Annotated in this window: 25 protein-coding genes; all 25 read left to right on the forward strand. The window is 45.2% G+C overall.

Going from position 1 to position 12,765, the window contains the following annotated elements:
- The first annotated feature begins 239 nt into the window (after positions 1-239).
- The 25 genes from PSF11_RS20340 to secY all read left to right on the forward strand — a co-directional run bounded on the left by PSF11_RS20340 (position 240) and on the right by secY (position 12,758).
- Positions 240-983 (forward strand): SDR family NAD(P)-dependent oxidoreductase, encoded by a 744-nt coding sequence (locus tag PSF11_RS20340; RefSeq protein ID WP_004926467.1) that lies wholly within the window; start codon positions 240-242, stop codon positions 981-983.
- Between the two features lie 93 nt (positions 984-1,076).
- On the forward strand, positions 1,077-1,277 hold the full coding sequence (gene bfd / locus PSF11_RS20345; protein ID WP_014657269.1) for a bacterioferritin-associated ferredoxin: 201 nt from the start codon (positions 1,077-1,079) through the stop codon (positions 1,275-1,277).
- Positions 1,278-1,404: 127 nt separating this feature from the next.
- Positions 1,405-1,881 carry a bacterioferritin gene (bfr, locus tag PSF11_RS20350; protein ID WP_004926466.1) on the forward strand — a complete coding sequence of 159 codons (477 nt, stop codon included), beginning with the start codon at positions 1,405-1,407 and terminating at the stop codon, positions 1,879-1,881.
- Between the two features lie 351 nt (positions 1,882-2,232).
- Positions 2,233-2,544, forward strand: a complete 312-nt coding sequence (gene rpsJ / locus PSF11_RS20355; protein WP_001181005.1) for a 30S ribosomal protein S10 — start codon at positions 2,233-2,235, stop codon at positions 2,542-2,544.
- A gap of 32 nt (positions 2,545-2,576) precedes the next feature.
- Positions 2,577-3,206, forward strand: coding sequence for a 50S ribosomal protein L3 (rplC, locus tag PSF11_RS20360; protein ID WP_004926461.1), 630 nt, complete (start codon positions 2,577-2,579; stop codon positions 3,204-3,206).
- A 16-nt stretch (positions 3,207-3,222) separates the two neighbouring features.
- Positions 3,223-3,828, forward strand: coding sequence for a 50S ribosomal protein L4 (rplD, locus tag PSF11_RS20365; protein ID WP_004926458.1), 606 nt, complete (start codon positions 3,223-3,225; stop codon positions 3,826-3,828).
- On the forward strand, positions 3,825-4,127 hold the full coding sequence (gene rplW, locus PSF11_RS20370; protein ID WP_004926456.1) for a 50S ribosomal protein L23: 303 nt from the start codon (positions 3,825-3,827) through the stop codon (positions 4,125-4,127). The genes rplD and rplW overlap by 4 nt, the downstream gene beginning before the upstream one ends.
- A 19-nt stretch (positions 4,128-4,146) precedes the next feature.
- Positions 4,147-4,971 carry a 50S ribosomal protein L2 gene (rplB, locus tag PSF11_RS20375; protein WP_004926454.1) on the forward strand — a complete coding sequence of 275 codons (825 nt, stop codon included), beginning with the start codon at positions 4,147-4,149 and terminating at the stop codon, positions 4,969-4,971.
- Positions 4,972-4,985: 14 nt separating this feature from the next.
- Positions 4,986-5,264, forward strand: a complete 279-nt coding sequence (gene rpsS / locus PSF11_RS20380) for a 30S ribosomal protein S19 (protein WP_004265426.1) — start codon at positions 4,986-4,988, stop codon at positions 5,262-5,264.
- A 15-nt stretch (positions 5,265-5,279) separates the two neighbouring features.
- The gene (rplV, locus tag PSF11_RS20385; protein WP_004265430.1) at positions 5,280-5,612 is read left to right on the forward strand and encodes a 50S ribosomal protein L22; all 333 of its coding nucleotides are present in this window, start codon (positions 5,280-5,282) and stop codon (positions 5,610-5,612) included.
- Between the two features lie 17 nt (positions 5,613-5,629).
- Complete coding sequence (gene rpsC / locus PSF11_RS20390; protein ID WP_004926451.1) at positions 5,630-6,331, forward strand: 30S ribosomal protein S3; 702 nt, start codon at positions 5,630-5,632, stop codon at positions 6,329-6,331.
- Positions 6,332-6,343: 12 nt separating this feature from the next.
- Positions 6,344-6,754, forward strand: coding sequence for a 50S ribosomal protein L16 (gene rplP, locus PSF11_RS20395; protein ID WP_004926449.1), 411 nt, complete (start codon positions 6,344-6,346; stop codon positions 6,752-6,754).
- Positions 6,754-6,945 carry a 50S ribosomal protein L29 gene (gene rpmC / locus PSF11_RS20400; protein WP_004265442.1) on the forward strand — a complete coding sequence of 64 codons (192 nt, stop codon included), beginning with the start codon at positions 6,754-6,756 and terminating at the stop codon, positions 6,943-6,945. Before rplP ends, rpmC begins: the two co-directional genes overlap by 1 nt.
- Positions 6,945-7,199 (forward strand): 30S ribosomal protein S17, encoded by a 255-nt coding sequence (gene rpsQ, locus PSF11_RS20405; protein WP_004265446.1) that lies wholly within the window; start codon positions 6,945-6,947, stop codon positions 7,197-7,199. The genes rpmC and rpsQ overlap by 1 nt, the downstream gene beginning before the upstream one ends.
- A gap of 178 nt (positions 7,200-7,377) precedes the next feature.
- Positions 7,378-7,749, forward strand: coding sequence for a 50S ribosomal protein L14 (gene rplN, locus PSF11_RS20410; RefSeq protein ID WP_004926446.1), 372 nt, complete (start codon positions 7,378-7,380; stop codon positions 7,747-7,749).
- Between the two features lie 11 nt (positions 7,750-7,760).
- On the forward strand, positions 7,761-8,075 hold the full coding sequence (gene rplX / locus PSF11_RS20415; RefSeq protein ID WP_004926444.1) for a 50S ribosomal protein L24: 315 nt from the start codon (positions 7,761-7,763) through the stop codon (positions 8,073-8,075).
- A 15-nt stretch (positions 8,076-8,090) separates the two neighbouring features.
- A complete protein-coding gene (gene rplE, locus PSF11_RS20420; protein WP_004926441.1) occupies positions 8,091-8,630 on the forward strand; it encodes a 50S ribosomal protein L5 in 540 nt (179 codons plus the stop codon).
- Between the two features lie 12 nt (positions 8,631-8,642).
- Entirely contained in the window at positions 8,643-8,948 is a 306-nt protein-coding gene (rpsN, locus tag PSF11_RS20425; RefSeq protein ID WP_004926440.1) for a 30S ribosomal protein S14, read from the forward strand.
- A gap of 34 nt (positions 8,949-8,982) precedes the next feature.
- Complete coding sequence (gene rpsH / locus PSF11_RS20430) at positions 8,983-9,375, forward strand: 30S ribosomal protein S8 (protein WP_004926438.1); 393 nt, start codon at positions 8,983-8,985, stop codon at positions 9,373-9,375.
- 14 nt (positions 9,376-9,389) lie between these two features.
- On the forward strand, positions 9,390-9,923 hold the full coding sequence (rplF, locus tag PSF11_RS20435; RefSeq protein WP_004926436.1) for a 50S ribosomal protein L6: 534 nt from the start codon (positions 9,390-9,392) through the stop codon (positions 9,921-9,923).
- Between the two features lie 9 nt (positions 9,924-9,932).
- Entirely contained in the window at positions 9,933-10,286 is a 354-nt protein-coding gene (gene rplR / locus PSF11_RS20440) for a 50S ribosomal protein L18 (RefSeq protein ID WP_004926434.1), read from the forward strand.
- A 14-nt stretch (positions 10,287-10,300) separates the two neighbouring features.
- Positions 10,301-10,801: a 30S ribosomal protein S5 gene (rpsE, locus tag PSF11_RS20445; protein WP_004265471.1), complete on the forward strand. Its 501-nt coding sequence runs from the start codon at positions 10,301-10,303 to the stop codon at positions 10,799-10,801.
- Positions 10,802-10,807: 6 nt separating this feature from the next.
- The gene (gene rpmD / locus PSF11_RS20450) at positions 10,808-10,987 is read left to right on the forward strand and encodes a 50S ribosomal protein L30 (RefSeq protein ID WP_004926432.1); all 180 of its coding nucleotides are present in this window, start codon (positions 10,808-10,810) and stop codon (positions 10,985-10,987) included.
- A 3-nt stretch (positions 10,988-10,990) separates the two neighbouring features.
- Positions 10,991-11,425: a 50S ribosomal protein L15 gene (rplO, locus tag PSF11_RS20455; protein WP_004926430.1), complete on the forward strand. Its 435-nt coding sequence runs from the start codon at positions 10,991-10,993 to the stop codon at positions 11,423-11,425.
- A 7-nt stretch (positions 11,426-11,432) separates the two neighbouring features.
- Positions 11,433-12,758, forward strand: a complete 1,326-nt coding sequence (gene secY / locus PSF11_RS20460; protein ID WP_004926428.1) for a preprotein translocase subunit SecY — start codon at positions 11,433-11,435, stop codon at positions 12,756-12,758.
- The last annotated feature ends 7 nt before the right edge of the window (positions 12,759-12,765 follow it).

A 12,765-nucleotide genomic window follows, 5' to 3' on the forward strand; every position in this document is an offset into this window, starting at 1 on the left:
AATGAAAAGGGGCATCCATAGGGTGCCCTTTTGTATTTCTTATCTCCCTCATCTCCTATCTATTTACCGCGAAGAATTGTCTCTCAAGACATTATCAATCCTTGTGATATTTCTATTTATTTATTAAATTTCAATGCGTTAATTCGGTCACAAAATCAAGATTCAACATCAGTATTACCAATAAACTCAAACGAATTGTCTATTATTTAATCATCATAATGAAGATGAGGAGATGAGGCATGATTTCGTTCGCAGGTAAGGTTGGCATTATTACGGGAGGGAGTAGCGGTATTGGCCTAGCGGCGGCAGAAAAATTTTTATCATTAGGTGCGTCAGTTATCATTACGGGAAGTCATGCTGACCGTGGTCAGAAGGCACTCAATCGCTTGAAGAACAAAGAGGGCGCAATACAATTTTTTCAGATGGATGCAGCCAATGAAAAAGAGAATGATCGGTTAGTGGCGCATACAGTAAAGGAATACGGTTCGATTGATTTTTTATTTGCTAATGCAGGAATACTTGCCGATGACGTTGCCCATAAGCTCGCTTATGAAAAATGGCAGCATGTCATTGATGTTAATCTCAATGGATTATTTTTGATTAATCGAGCTGTTATCGATTATTGGTTAAAAAACCAAAAAGAAGGGGCAATTGTTAACTGTGGCTCTATATGTTCGTTTGTGGGGCAACATCAATTTCCAGCATATTGCGCTTCAAAAGGTGGGATCAAACTGTTAACGCAAACATTGGCAATAAGTTATGCAATGCATAATATTCGAATTAATGCAGTTTGCCCTGGTTATATCGATACTCCATTATTGGATGGGCGCGATTTAGATAAACAAAAGTTAGCAGAGATGCATCCGATGAAAAGGATAGGCACACCTGAAGAGGTTGCTAATGTTGTTGCCTTTTTAGCTAGTGATGCAGCGTCATTTGTGACAGGAGCTGCCTATTTAGTGGATGGAGGTTTTACTGCTTAATGAAACGTTTTATGTAAATTGGTCGTAACGATAATTGAAATGGTAATCATTTTTATTTAAACTACCTGTGTGTAATTTATGCAGGTAGTTGCTATGTATGTATGTCTCTGTGAAGCCGTAACGGATAAACAAATTAGAAGTGCGGTGCGCCAATATCATGTGACGTCATTAAAAGGGCTACGTCAAATCCTCCCTGTCGGTCGCGAATGCGGTAAGTGCATCAGGCAAACTCGTGAAATCTTAAATGATGAGTTAGCACTTGCCGAGCATATCTGTATTGCTGAAGTCGCTTAATCGAAATAATAATCATTTAACTCATTCATTAATAAGTAACTTTCATCTCAAATTCTCTATAGAAAATTACTCATTGTTAGCATTTCAGTACTACACTTTAAAGACTGGAAGCAATGGAGTATAAAAAATGAAAGGCGATAAAAAAATGATAGCCCATCTGAATAAGTTATTGGGCAATGAGTTAGTAGCAATCAATCAATACTTTTTGCATGCACGTATGTTTAAAAATTGGGGTTTAACACGTCTTAATGAGGTGGAATACCATGAATCGATTGATGAAATGAAACATGCAGATAAGTATATCGAACGTATCTTATTCCTTGAGGGGATACCTAACCTGCAAGACCTCGGTAAACTTAACATTGGTGAAGATATTGAGGAGATGTTAGCTTCAGATCTTAAGCTGGAGCTTGATGGGGCTAAAAATCTAAAAGAAGCGATTAGTTACGCAGACTCAATTCATGATTACGTTAGTCGTGATCTGATGATTGAAATTTTAGCTGATGAAGAAAACCATATTGATTGGATAGAAACGCAGTTAGATTTAATCAAACGTATGGGTATTCAAAATTATACACAGGCGCAAATTATTGAAGAGGAGTAATGCTTTTTCGATTTATTTGTGTGCTGTAATATCACGCCTCACTACAAAAAAGTAATAGTGAGGCGTTTTTTATTGAAAAGTGCTATAAGTAAAAAAGCAGAAAAATTCGCACATATTTTCTCCGATTACTTGCGTTTAAGATTCAGTTGCGTATAATGCGCGGGCTTACTGATTAGTAATCCCTAGTTTTTTAGGTCTTAAAGGTCAGTATTGAGTTCACGATTTGTAACTCATTTAGACAATACTCCCGATTTGGGGGTTACATCAAAGAACGATTACACTCCCCCATCAATCGAAATGGGTGCGAGGAGTAATTATTTACGTTTATAAAATAGTTGGAGCTCTGGTCTCATGCAGAACCAAAGAATCCGTATCCGCCTGAAAGCCTTTGATCATCGTTTAATTGATCAATCAACTGCGGAAATCGTAGAGACTGCTAAGCGCACTGGTGCGCAAGTTCGTGGTCCTATCCCGCTGCCGACACGTAAAGAGCGTTTTACCGTTCTGATTTCTCCGCACGTTAACAAAGATGCGCGTGATCAGTACGAAATTCGCACTCACAAACGTCTGGTTGACATCGTTGAGCCAACCGAGAAGACCGTTGATGCTCTGATGCGTCTGGACCTGGCTGCCGGCGTAGACGTGCAGATCAGCCTGGGTTAATCAGGTCGTCGAACGATTGAGAGGTTGAAACAATGATTGGTTTAGTCGGTAAAAAAGTGGGTATGACGCGTATCTTCACTGAAGATGGTGTTTCTATCCCTGTAACAGTTATCGAAATCGAAAATAACCGCGTTACTCAAGTTAAAACAGCAGAAACTGACGGTTATAATGCAATTCAGGTGACTACTGGTAGCAAAAAAGCGAACCGTGTATCTAAGCCTGAGGCAGGTCATTTCGCTAAAGCTGGCGTCGAAGCTGGCCGTATTCTACGTGAATTCCGTACTGAAGAAGGTGCTGAATTTAACGTAGGTCAAAGCATTAGCGTTGAAATTTTCGCTGACGTTAAAAAAGTCGACGTTACTGGTACATCTAAAGGTAAAGGCTTCGCTGGTACAGTTAAGCGTTGGAATTTCCGTACCCAAGATGCTACCCATGGTAACTCCTTGTCTCACCGTGTTCCGGGTTCTATCGGTCAGAACCAGACTCCGGGCAAAGTGTTCAAAGGCAAGAAAATGGCAGGCCAACTGGGTAATGAGCGTGTAACCGTTCAAAGCCTAGATGTAGTACGTGTTGACGCTGAGCGCAACCTGCTGCTGGTCAAAGGTGCTGTTCCAGGTGCAACTGGTAGCGACCTGATCGTAAAACCGGCTGTCAAGGCTTAACGTCGAGGAGATAGGAATGGAATTGGTAATGAAAGACGCGCAAAGCGCGCTGACTGTTTCCGAAACTACCTTCGGGCGTGATTTCAATGAAGCGCTTGTTCACCAAGTAGTTGTTGCGTATGCAGCTGGTGCTCGTCAAGGTACTCGTGCTCAGAAAACTCGTGCTGAAGTTTCTGGTTCAGGTAAAAAACCATGGCGTCAAAAAGGCACAGGCCGCGCACGTTCTGGTTCTATCAAGAGCCCAATTTGGCGCTCTGGTGGTGTTAGCTTCGCTGCTAAACCACAGGACCACAGTCAAAAAGTTAATAAGAAGATGTACCGCGGTGCTCTGAAAAGCATCCTGTCTGAACTGGTACGTCAAGATCGTCTGATCGTTGTCGAGAAGTTCTCTGTTGAAGCACCTAAAACTAAGTTGCTGGCACAGAAACTGAAAGATATGGCTCTGGAAGATGTACTGATCATCACTGCTGAATTAGATGAAAATCTGTTCTTAGCAGCACGTAACCTGTACAAGGTTGACGTTCGTGATGCAGCGGGTATCGACCCAGTTAGCTTAATCGCCTTCGACAAAGTGGTTATGACTGCTGATGCTGTGAAGCAAGTTGAGGAGATGCTGGCATGATCCGTGAAGAACGTCTGCTAAAAGTACTGCGCGCGCCGCACGTATCTGAAAAAGCTTCTACAGCGATGGAAAAAAGCAATACCATCGTTCTCAAAGTTGCGAAAGACGCGACTAAAGCAGAAATTAAAGCTGCTGTGCAGAAACTGTTTGAAGTCGAAGTTGAAGGTGTTAACACTTTGCTGGTTAAAGGCAAAACTAAACGCCACGGTCAGCGTTTTGGTCGTCGTAGCGACTGGAAAAAAGCTTACGTTACGCTGAAAGAAGGCCAGAATCTGGACTTCATTGGCGGCGCAGAGTAAGTCGGAGGAGTAAAGAACAATGGCAATTGTTAAATGTAAACCTACGTCTCCGGGCCGTCGCCACGTAGTTAAAGTGGTTAACCCTGAGCTGCATAAGGGCAAACCTTATGCTCCGCTGTTAGAAAAAAACAGCAAATCCGGTGGTCGTAACAACAATGGCCGTATCACCACTCGTCACATTGGTGGTGGCCATAAGCAACACTATCGTCTGGTTGACTTTAAACGCAACAAAGACGGTGTTCCTGCTGTTGTTGAGCGTTTGGAATATGATCCAAACCGTTCTGCGAACATTGCACTGGTTCTATATAAAGACGGTGAACGTCGTTATATTCTTGCGCCTAAAGGTTTGAAAGCTGGTGACCAGATCCAATCTGGCGTTGATTCAGCAATCAAAACTGGTAACGCACTGCCAATGCGCAACATCCCTGTTGGTTCTACAGTTCACAACATCGAACTGAAACCAGGTAAAGGTGGTCAGTTAGCGCGTTCAGCAGGTACTTATGCTCAGATCGTTGCACGTGATGGTGCTTATGTCACTCTGCGTCTGCGTTCTGGTGAAATGCGTAAAGTTCTGGCTGATTGCCGTGCAACTTTAGGTGAAGTTGGTAACGCTGAGCACATGTTACGTGTTCTGGGTAAAGCTGGTGCTAGCCGCTGGCGTGGTATTCGTCCTACCGTTCGTGGTACGGCGATGAACCCAGTCGATCACCCACATGGTGGTGGTGAGGGTCGTAACTTTGGTAAACACCCTGTAACACCTTGGGGCGTTCAAACCAAAGGTAAGAAAACTCGTAGCAACAAGCGTACTGATCAATTCATCGTACGTCATCGTTCTAAAAAATAATTAGAGGATAAACCATGCCACGTTCTCTCAAGAAAGGTCCTTTTATTGACCTGCACTTGCTGAAGAAGGTAGAGAAAGCGGTGGAAAGCGGAGACAAGAAGCCTCTTAAGACTTGGTCCCGTCGTTCAACGATCTTTCCTAATATGATCGGATTGACCATCGCTGTCCATAATGGTCGTCAGCATGTTCCAGTTTTTGTTACCGACGAAATGGTTGGTCATAAACTGGGTGAATTCGCACCGACTCGCACTTATCGCGGCCATGCGGCTGATAAGAAAGCTAAGAAACGTTAAGGATAGGAGGAAGAGATGGAAACTTTAGCTATGCATCGCCACGCTCGTTCTTCTGCCCAGAAGGTTCGCTTAGTTGCCGACCTGATTCGCGGTAAGAAAGTGTCGCAAGCTCTGGAAATTCTGACCTACACCAACAAGAAAGCTGCTGGTTTAGTGAAGAAAGTACTTGAATCTGCAATTGCTAACGCAGAGCAAAACGATGGCGCTGACATTGATGACCTGAAAGTTGCGAAAATTTTCGTTGACGAAGGTCCAACCATGAAACGCATCATGCCGCGTGCGAAAGGCCGTGCAGATCGTATTCTTAAGCGCACCAGCCACATTACTGTGGTTGTGTCCGATCGCTGAGACTCTGGAGACTAGCAATGGGTCAGAAAGTACATCCTAATGGTATTCGCCTGGGTATTGTCAAACCTTGGAACTCTACTTGGTACGCGAATACTAATGAATTCGCTGACAACCTAGACAGCGATTATAAAGTACGCCAGTACTTGAACAAAGAATTGGCAAAAGCGTCAATTTCACGCATCGTTATCGAGCGTCCTGCAAAAAGCATTCGTGTGACTATTCACACTGCTCGCCCAGGTATCGTTATCGGTAAGAAAGGTGAAGACGTAGAAAAACTGCGTAAAACAGTAGCGGATATCGCTGGTGTTCCTGCGCAAATCAATATCGCCGAAGTTCGTAAACCAGAACTGGACGCTAAATTGGTTGCTGACAGCATCGCTTCACAGCTGGAACGTCGTGTTATGTTCCGTCGTGCTATGAAACGCGCTGTACAAAACGCAATGCGTCTGGGCGCTAAAGGTATTAAAGTTGAAGTCAGCGGCCGTTTAGGCGGTGCTGAAATCGCTCGTACCGAGTGGTATCGTGAAGGCCGTGTGCCACTGCACACTCTACGTGCTGATATCGATTACAACACTTCAGAAGCGCACACCACTTACGGTGTTCTCGGCGTTAAGGTATGGATCTTCAAAGGTGAGATTCTGGGTGGTATGGCTGCTGTTGAACAAGCTGAAAAACCAGCTGCTCAACCTAAAAAGCAGCAGCGTAAAGGCCGCAAGTAAGGAGAGTCGCTGATGTTACAACCAAAGCGTACAAAATTCCGTAAAGTGCACAAAGGCCGCAACCGTGGTCTGGCACAAGGTACGGATGTTAGCTTCGGCACTTTCGGTCTTAAAGCTGTGGGCCGTGGTCGTCTGACTGCTCGTCAGATCGAAGCGGCACGTCGTGCTATGACCCGTGCAGTTAAGCGTCAAGGTAAAATCTGGATCCGTGTGTTCCCAGACAAGCCAATTACTGAGAAGCCACTCGAAGTTCGTATGGGTAAAGGTAAAGGTAACGTAGAATATTGGGTTGCCTTGATCCAGCCTGGTAAAGTCCTGTATGAAATGGACGGTGTGCCTGAAGAGCTGGCTCGTGAAGCATTCTCTCTGGCAGCAGCGAAACTGCCTATCAAAACCACCTTTGTAACTAAGACGGTGATGTAATGAAAGCACAAGAGCTGCGCGAAAAAAGCGTTGAAGAGCTGAACGCTGAACTTTTGAACCTGTTACGTGAACAATTCAACTTACGTATGCAGGCTGCAAGTGGTCAGCTGCAACAGTCTCATCTGTTGAAACAAGTGCGTCGCGATATCGCACGTGTGAAGACTTTACTGACTGAGAAGGCAGGTGCGTAATGAGCGATAAAATCCGTACTCTGCAAGGTCGTGTAGTTAGCGATAAAATGGAGAAATCTATTGTTGTTGCTATCGAGCGTATGGTGAAGCACCCTCTGTATGGTAAATTCATCCGTCGTACGACTAAATTGCACGTACATGACGAGAACAATGAATGTGGAATCGGTGACGTGGTAGAAATCCGCCAAACTCGTCCACTGTCTAAGACTAAGTCTTGGGCCTTAGTTCGCGTTGTTGAAAAAGCTGTTTTATAATATAGAATAGCCTTTTCTAATAAATAAACGGCTCTTTTTTACTGAGCCGTTTATTTTTTTCTGTCCATAACGAAGATGTGGTGTTATAATGCCGCGCCCTCGTATTGTGGGTTATATTGAACGGTCTCTTCAATAATGAAGTGGCTCAGTAGTAGTTGACATTTAGCGGAGCACTAAAATGATCCAAGAACAGACTATGCTGAACGTGGCCGACAACTCCGGTGCACGTCGCGTAATGTGTATCAAGGTTCTAGGTGGCTCGCACCGTCGCTATGCAGGCGTCGGCGACATCATTAAAATTACTGTTAAAGAAGCAATTCCACGCGGTAAAGTGAAAAAAGGTGATGTCCTGAAGGCGGTAGTGGTGCGCACCAAGAAGGGTGTACGTCGCCCGGACGGTTCTGTCATTCGCTTCGATAGTAATGCATGCGTTATTCTAAACAATAACAGCGAGCAAGTAGTCGGTACGCGTATTTTTGGGCCGGTAACTCGTGAACTTCGTACAGAGAAGTTTATGAAAATTATCTCACTGGCACCTGAAGTACTCTAAGGAGCGGAACTATGGCAGCGAAAATCCGTCGTGATGACGAAGTTATCGTGCTGACTGGTAAAGATAAAGGTAAGCGCGGTAAAGTAAAACAGGTTATTTCTTCTGGTAAAGTTATCGTTGAAGGTATCAATCTGGTTAAAAAACATCAGAAGCCAGTTCCGGCTCTGAATCAACCAGGTGGCATCGTTGAAAAAGAAGCGGCAATTCACGTTTCTAACGTTGCAATCTTTAACGCGGCAACTGGTAAGGCTGACCGTGTAGGCTTTAGATTCGAAGACGGCAAAAAAGTCCGTTTCTTCAAATCTAACAGTGAAACTATCAAGTAATTTTTGGAGTATACGATGGCGAAACTGCATGATTACTATAAAGACGAAGTAACTAAAAAACTGATGGCTCAGTTTGGTTACAATTCTGTCATGCAAGTCCCTCGGGTCGAGAAGATCACCCTGAATATGGGTGTTGGTGAAGCGATTGCTGATAAAAAACTGCTGGACAATGCAGCAGCTGACTTGGCAGCAATCTCTGGTCAAAAACCATTGATCACCAAAGCACGCAAATCTGTTGCAGGCTTCAAAATCCGTCAGGGCTATCCAATCGGCTGTAAAGTAACCCTGCGTGGCGAACGCATGTGGGAGTTCCTTGAGCGACTGATTTCTATTGCTGTACCACGTATTCGTGACTTCCGTGGCTTGTCCGCTAAGTCATTTGATGGTCGCGGTAACTACAGCATGGGCGTACGTGAACAAATCATCTTCCCTGAAATCGATTACGATAAAGTGGATCGTGTGCGTGGTTTAGATATTACTATCACCACAACTGCGAAATCAGATGACGAAGGTCGCGCACTGTTAGCAGCGTTCAACTTCCCGTTCCGCAAGTAAGGCAGGGTACTCATGGCTAAGAAATCTATGAAAGCGCGTGATGTTAAGCGTGCTAAATTAGCTGAGAAGTTTTTCGCAAAACGCGTTGAACTGAAAGCTATCATCTCTGATGTAAACGCATCTGATGAAGATCGCTGGGACGCTGTTCTCAAGCTGCAAACACTGCCACGTGATTCAAGTCCTTCTCGTCAGCGTAACCGCTGCCGTCAAACTGGGCGTCCGCACGGTTTCCTGCGGAAATTTGGTCTGAGCCGTATTAAAGTCCGTGAAGCCGCTATGCGCGGTGAAATCCCGGGCCTTAAAAAGGCTAGTTGGTAATTGTCACCATATTGAATCACGGGAGTAAAGACAGATGAGCATGCAAGATCCCATCGCGGATATGCTGACCCGTATCCGTAACGGTCAGGCCGCGAACAAAGTTGCGGTCACCATGCCTTCCTCCAAGCTGAAAGTGGCGATTGCCAAAGTGCTGAAGGAAGAAGGTTATATTGAAGATTTTAAAATTGAAGGCGACACTAAGCCAGAATTGGAACTGACTCTGCGTTATTTCCAAGGTAAGGCTGTAGTAGAAAGCATTCAGCGTGTAAGCCGCCCAAGTCTGCGCATCTATAAGAAAAAAGATGAGCTGCCACAAGTTATGGCTGGCTTAGGTATCGCTGTTATTTCTACCTCTAAAGGTGTCATGACTGATCGTGCAGCTCGCCAAGCTGGTCTTGGTGGCGAGATTCTCTGCTACGTAGCTTAATTCGGGAGGAAAGAATGTCTCGTGTGGCAAAAGCACCCGTCGTCATTCCTGCCGGCGTAGAGGTAAAACTCAACGGTCAGGTTATTTCGATTAAGGGTAAAAACGGCGAGCTTACTCGTACTATCCATAATGCAGTTGAAGTTAAACATGAAGATGGCCGCTTAACTTTCGCACCGCGCGAAGGTTTCGCTGATGCTTGGGCACAGGCGGGTACTTCTCGTTCTCTGCTTAACTCAATGGTTGTTGGTGTTACTGAAGGCTTCACTAAAAAACTTCAACTAGTCGGTGTTGGTTACCGTGCGGCAGTTAAAGGCAACGCTGTTAGCTTGTCTCTAGGTTTTTCGCATCCGGTTGAACACGCACTGCCAGCAGGCATTACTGCAGAATGCCCAACACAAACTGAAATCGTACTGAAAGGTGCGGATAAGCAAGTGATTGGTCAAGTCGCGGCAGAACTGCGTGCTTACCGTCGTCCTGAGCCTTACAAAGGCAAGGGTGTTCGTTACGCCGATGAAATCGTGCGTACTAAAGAGGCTAAGAAGAAGTAAGGTAACACTATGGATAAGAAAGCAGCTCGTATCCGTCGTGCGACCCGCGCACGCCGCAAGATCCAAGAGTTGGGTGCGACACGCCTGGTGGTACACCGTACTCCACGCCATATTTATGCGCAGGTTATCGCTCCAAACGGTTCTGAAACTTTGGTGGCCGCTTCTACTACAGAAAAAGCTATCAATGAGCAAGTGAAATTCACTGGAAACAAAGACGCAGCAGCAGTTGTTGGTAAAATTATTGCTGAACGCGCATTGGAAAAAGGCATCACTACTGTTGCTTTTGACCGTTCTGGTTTCCAATATCATGGTAGAGTCCAGGCACTGGCAGAAGCTGCCCGTGAAGCTGGCCTTCAGTTCTAAGGTAGAGGTGTAAGATGGCTCACATCGAGAAACAAGCTGGCGAACTGCAGGAAAAGCTGATCGCGGTAAACCGCGTAGCAAAAACCGTTAAAGGTGGCCGTATTTTCAGCTTTACAGCACTGACAGTAGTTGGTGATGGTAACGGTCGCGTTGGTTTTGGCTACGGCAAAGCGCGCGAAGTTCCGGCAGCAATCCAGAAAGCGATGGAAAAAGCCCGTCGCAGCATGAAAACCGTTGCTCTAAACAACGGCACTTTGTTCCACCCTGTGAAAGGTACACACACCGGTTCTCGCGTGTTTATGCAACCTGCTCACGAAGGTACTGGTATCATCGCCGGTGGTGCAATGCGTGCTGTTTTAGAAGTAGCTGGAGTTCGCAACGTACTGGCTAAAACCTATGGTTCCACAAACCCAATCAACGTGGTTCGTGCAACACTGGATGCTTTAGACAGCATGAAGTCTCCAGAAATGGTCGCAGCTAAGCGTGGAAAATCCGTCGAAGAAATTCTGGGGTAATCAGCCATGGCTAAGACTATTAAAATTACACAAGTTCGCAGTTCAATCGGTCGCCTGCCTAAGCATAAGGCAACTTTGATCGGTTTAGGTCTGCGTCGCATTGGTCATACAGTAGAACGTGAGGACACTCCTGCTGTTCGCGGTATGGTCAACTTGGTTTCCTACATGGTTAAAGTTGAGGAGTAAGAGATGCGTTTAAATACTCTGTCTCCGGCTGAAGGTGCCAAGCACGCGCCTAAGCGCTTAGGTCGTGGTATCGGTTCTGGTCTGGGTAAAACCGGCGGACGTGGTCACAAAGGTCAGAAATCTCGTTCTGGCGGTGGCGTACGTCGTGGTTTCGAAGGCGGCCAGATGCCTTTATACCGTCGTCTACCAAAATTTGGTTTTACTTCACGTAAAGCAATGATCACTGCAGAAGTTCGTCTGTCTGATTTTGCTGCTGTTGAAGGCGATGTTATTGATCTGAACGCACTAAAAGCCGCGAATGTTGTTGGCATCCAGATTGAATATGCGAAAGTTATTCTTTCTGGCGAAGTGAATCGTGCAGTAACTGTACGTGGCCTTCGTGTTACTAAAGGTGCTCGCGCTGCGATTGAAGCTGCCGGCGGTAAAATTGAGGAATAAGTGACAGATGGCTAAACAACCAGGATTAGATTTTCAAAGTGCCAAAGGTGGTGTTGGTGAGCTGAAACGCAGACTTTTGTTTGTTATAGGTGCACTGATTGTTTTCCGTATTGGTTCTTTTATTCCAATCCCTGGTATTGATGCCACTGTGCTTGCCAAATTGCTCGAACAGCAACAAGGCACCATCATTGATATGTTTAACATGTTCTCTGGTGGTGCTCTTAGCCGAGCTTCTATCTTTGCTTTGGGTATTATGCCGTATATTTCGGCATCTATTATTATCCAATTATTGTCAGTGGTTAACCCACGACTAGCAGAGATTAAGAAAGAAGGTGAAGCAGGTCGTCGGAAGATAAGCCAATATACTCGTTGGGGTACTTTGGTGTTAGCAATATTCCAATCTGTGGGTATTGCAATGGGTCTTCCGAATATGCCAGGGATGCAAGGGCTAGTTATTGATCCGGGTCTCCCGTTCTACTTCACGGCTGTTGTTAGCTTAGTTACAGGAACCATGTTCCTTATGTGGCTAGGTGAGCAGATAACGGAAAGAGGTATTGGTAACGGTATCTCAATCATTATCTTCGCTGGTATCGTTGCGGGTCTACCGCCGGCCATTGGCCATACTATCGAGCAAGCTCGGCAAGGCGATCTGCACTTCCTCCTGTTGCTGTTGGTTGCAGTGCTCGTATTCGCGGTAACTTTCTTTGTTGTATTCATGGAGCGTGGTCAACGTAGAATCGTTGTTAACTACGCGAAACGCCAACAAGGACGCCGTGTTTATGCGGCACAAAGCACACATTTACCATTAAAAGTGAATATGGCGGGTGTAATTCCTGCAATTTTTGCTTCCAGTATCATACTGTTCCCGGGTACAATAGCATCTTGGTTCGGTGATGGAACTGGCTGGGACTGGCTGACAACTCTTTCTATGTTCTTGCAGCCTGGTCAACCGTTCTATGTGTTGCTTTATGCTTCTGCGATCATCTTCTTCTGTTTCTTCTATACGGCGTTGGTTTTCAACCCAAGAGAAACAGCAGATAACCTGAAGAAGTCCGGTGCATTTGTACCAGGAATTCGTCCGGGAGAGCAAACGGCCAAGTACATTGATAAGGTAATGACTCGCCTGACTTTAGTCGGTGCACTTTATATTACCTTCATCTGCCTAATCCCGGAGTTCATGCGTGACGCAATGAAAGTACCTTTTTACTTTGGTGGTACTTCTCTATTAATCGTAGTTGTCGTTATCATGGACTTTATGGCTCAAGTGCAAACTCTAATGATGTCAAGTCAATATGAGTCTGCATTGAAGAAAGCAAATCTAAAAGGTAAGTAATCGCTTA

The organism is Providencia sp. PROV119 (assembly GCF_028482435.1).
Taxonomy (GTDB): Bacteria; Pseudomonadota; Gammaproteobacteria; order Enterobacterales; family Enterobacteriaceae; genus Providencia; species Providencia stuartii.

Excerpts from the sequence above, each read along its gene's own strand:
- rpsH (WP_004926438.1), top strand. The coding sequence starts at position 8,983 with ATGAGCATGCAAGATCCCATCGCGGATATGCTGACCCGTATCCGTAAC.
- rplF (WP_004926436.1), top strand. The coding sequence starts at position 9,390 with ATGTCTCGTGTGGCAAAAGCACCCGTCGTCATTCCTGCCGGCGTAGAG.
- secY (WP_004926428.1), top strand. The coding sequence starts at position 11,433 with ATGGCTAAACAACCAGGATTAGATTTTCAAAGTGCCAAAGGTGGTGTT.
- rplP (WP_004926449.1), top strand. The coding sequence starts at position 6,344 with ATGTTACAACCAAAGCGTACAAAATTCCGTAAAGTGCACAAAGGCCGC.
- rpsE (WP_004265471.1), top strand. The coding sequence starts at position 10,301 with ATGGCTCACATCGAGAAACAAGCTGGCGAACTGCAGGAAAAGCTGATC.
- bfd (WP_014657269.1), top strand. The coding sequence starts at position 1,077 with ATGTATGTATGTCTCTGTGAAGCCGTAACGGATAAACAAATTAGAAGT.
- rplD (WP_004926458.1), top strand. The coding sequence starts at position 3,223 with ATGGAATTGGTAATGAAAGACGCGCAAAGCGCGCTGACTGTTTCCGAA.
- rplB (WP_004926454.1), top strand. The coding sequence starts at position 4,147 with ATGGCAATTGTTAAATGTAAACCTACGTCTCCGGGCCGTCGCCACGTA.
- rpsC (WP_004926451.1), top strand. The coding sequence starts at position 5,630 with ATGGGTCAGAAAGTACATCCTAATGGTATTCGCCTGGGTATTGTCAAA.
- rpsN (WP_004926440.1), top strand. The coding sequence starts at position 8,643 with ATGGCTAAGAAATCTATGAAAGCGCGTGATGTTAAGCGTGCTAAATTA.
- rplN (WP_004926446.1), top strand. The coding sequence starts at position 7,378 with ATGATCCAAGAACAGACTATGCTGAACGTGGCCGACAACTCCGGTGCA.
- rplW (WP_004926456.1), top strand. The coding sequence starts at position 3,825 with ATGATCCGTGAAGAACGTCTGCTAAAAGTACTGCGCGCGCCGCACGTA.
- rpmD (WP_004926432.1), top strand. The coding sequence starts at position 10,808 with ATGGCTAAGACTATTAAAATTACACAAGTTCGCAGTTCAATCGGTCGC.
- rplX (WP_004926444.1), top strand. The coding sequence starts at position 7,761 with ATGGCAGCGAAAATCCGTCGTGATGACGAAGTTATCGTGCTGACTGGT.
- rplE (WP_004926441.1), top strand. The coding sequence starts at position 8,091 with ATGGCGAAACTGCATGATTACTATAAAGACGAAGTAACTAAAAAACTG.
- bfr (WP_004926466.1), top strand. The coding sequence starts at position 1,405 with ATGAAAGGCGATAAAAAAATGATAGCCCATCTGAATAAGTTATTGGGC.
- rplV (WP_004265430.1), top strand. The coding sequence starts at position 5,280 with ATGGAAACTTTAGCTATGCATCGCCACGCTCGTTCTTCTGCCCAGAAG.
- rpsJ (WP_001181005.1), top strand. The coding sequence starts at position 2,233 with ATGCAGAACCAAAGAATCCGTATCCGCCTGAAAGCCTTTGATCATCGT.
- rplR (WP_004926434.1), top strand. The coding sequence starts at position 9,933 with ATGGATAAGAAAGCAGCTCGTATCCGTCGTGCGACCCGCGCACGCCGC.
- rpmC (WP_004265442.1), top strand. The coding sequence starts at position 6,754 with ATGAAAGCACAAGAGCTGCGCGAAAAAAGCGTTGAAGAGCTGAACGCT.
- PSF11_RS20340 (WP_004926467.1), top strand. The coding sequence starts at position 240 with ATGATTTCGTTCGCAGGTAAGGTTGGCATTATTACGGGAGGGAGTAGC.
- rplO (WP_004926430.1), top strand. The coding sequence starts at position 10,991 with ATGCGTTTAAATACTCTGTCTCCGGCTGAAGGTGCCAAGCACGCGCCT.
- rpsS (WP_004265426.1), top strand. The coding sequence starts at position 4,986 with ATGCCACGTTCTCTCAAGAAAGGTCCTTTTATTGACCTGCACTTGCTG.
- rpsQ (WP_004265446.1), top strand. The coding sequence starts at position 6,945 with ATGAGCGATAAAATCCGTACTCTGCAAGGTCGTGTAGTTAGCGATAAA.
- rplC (WP_004926461.1), top strand. The coding sequence starts at position 2,577 with ATGATTGGTTTAGTCGGTAAAAAAGTGGGTATGACGCGTATCTTCACT.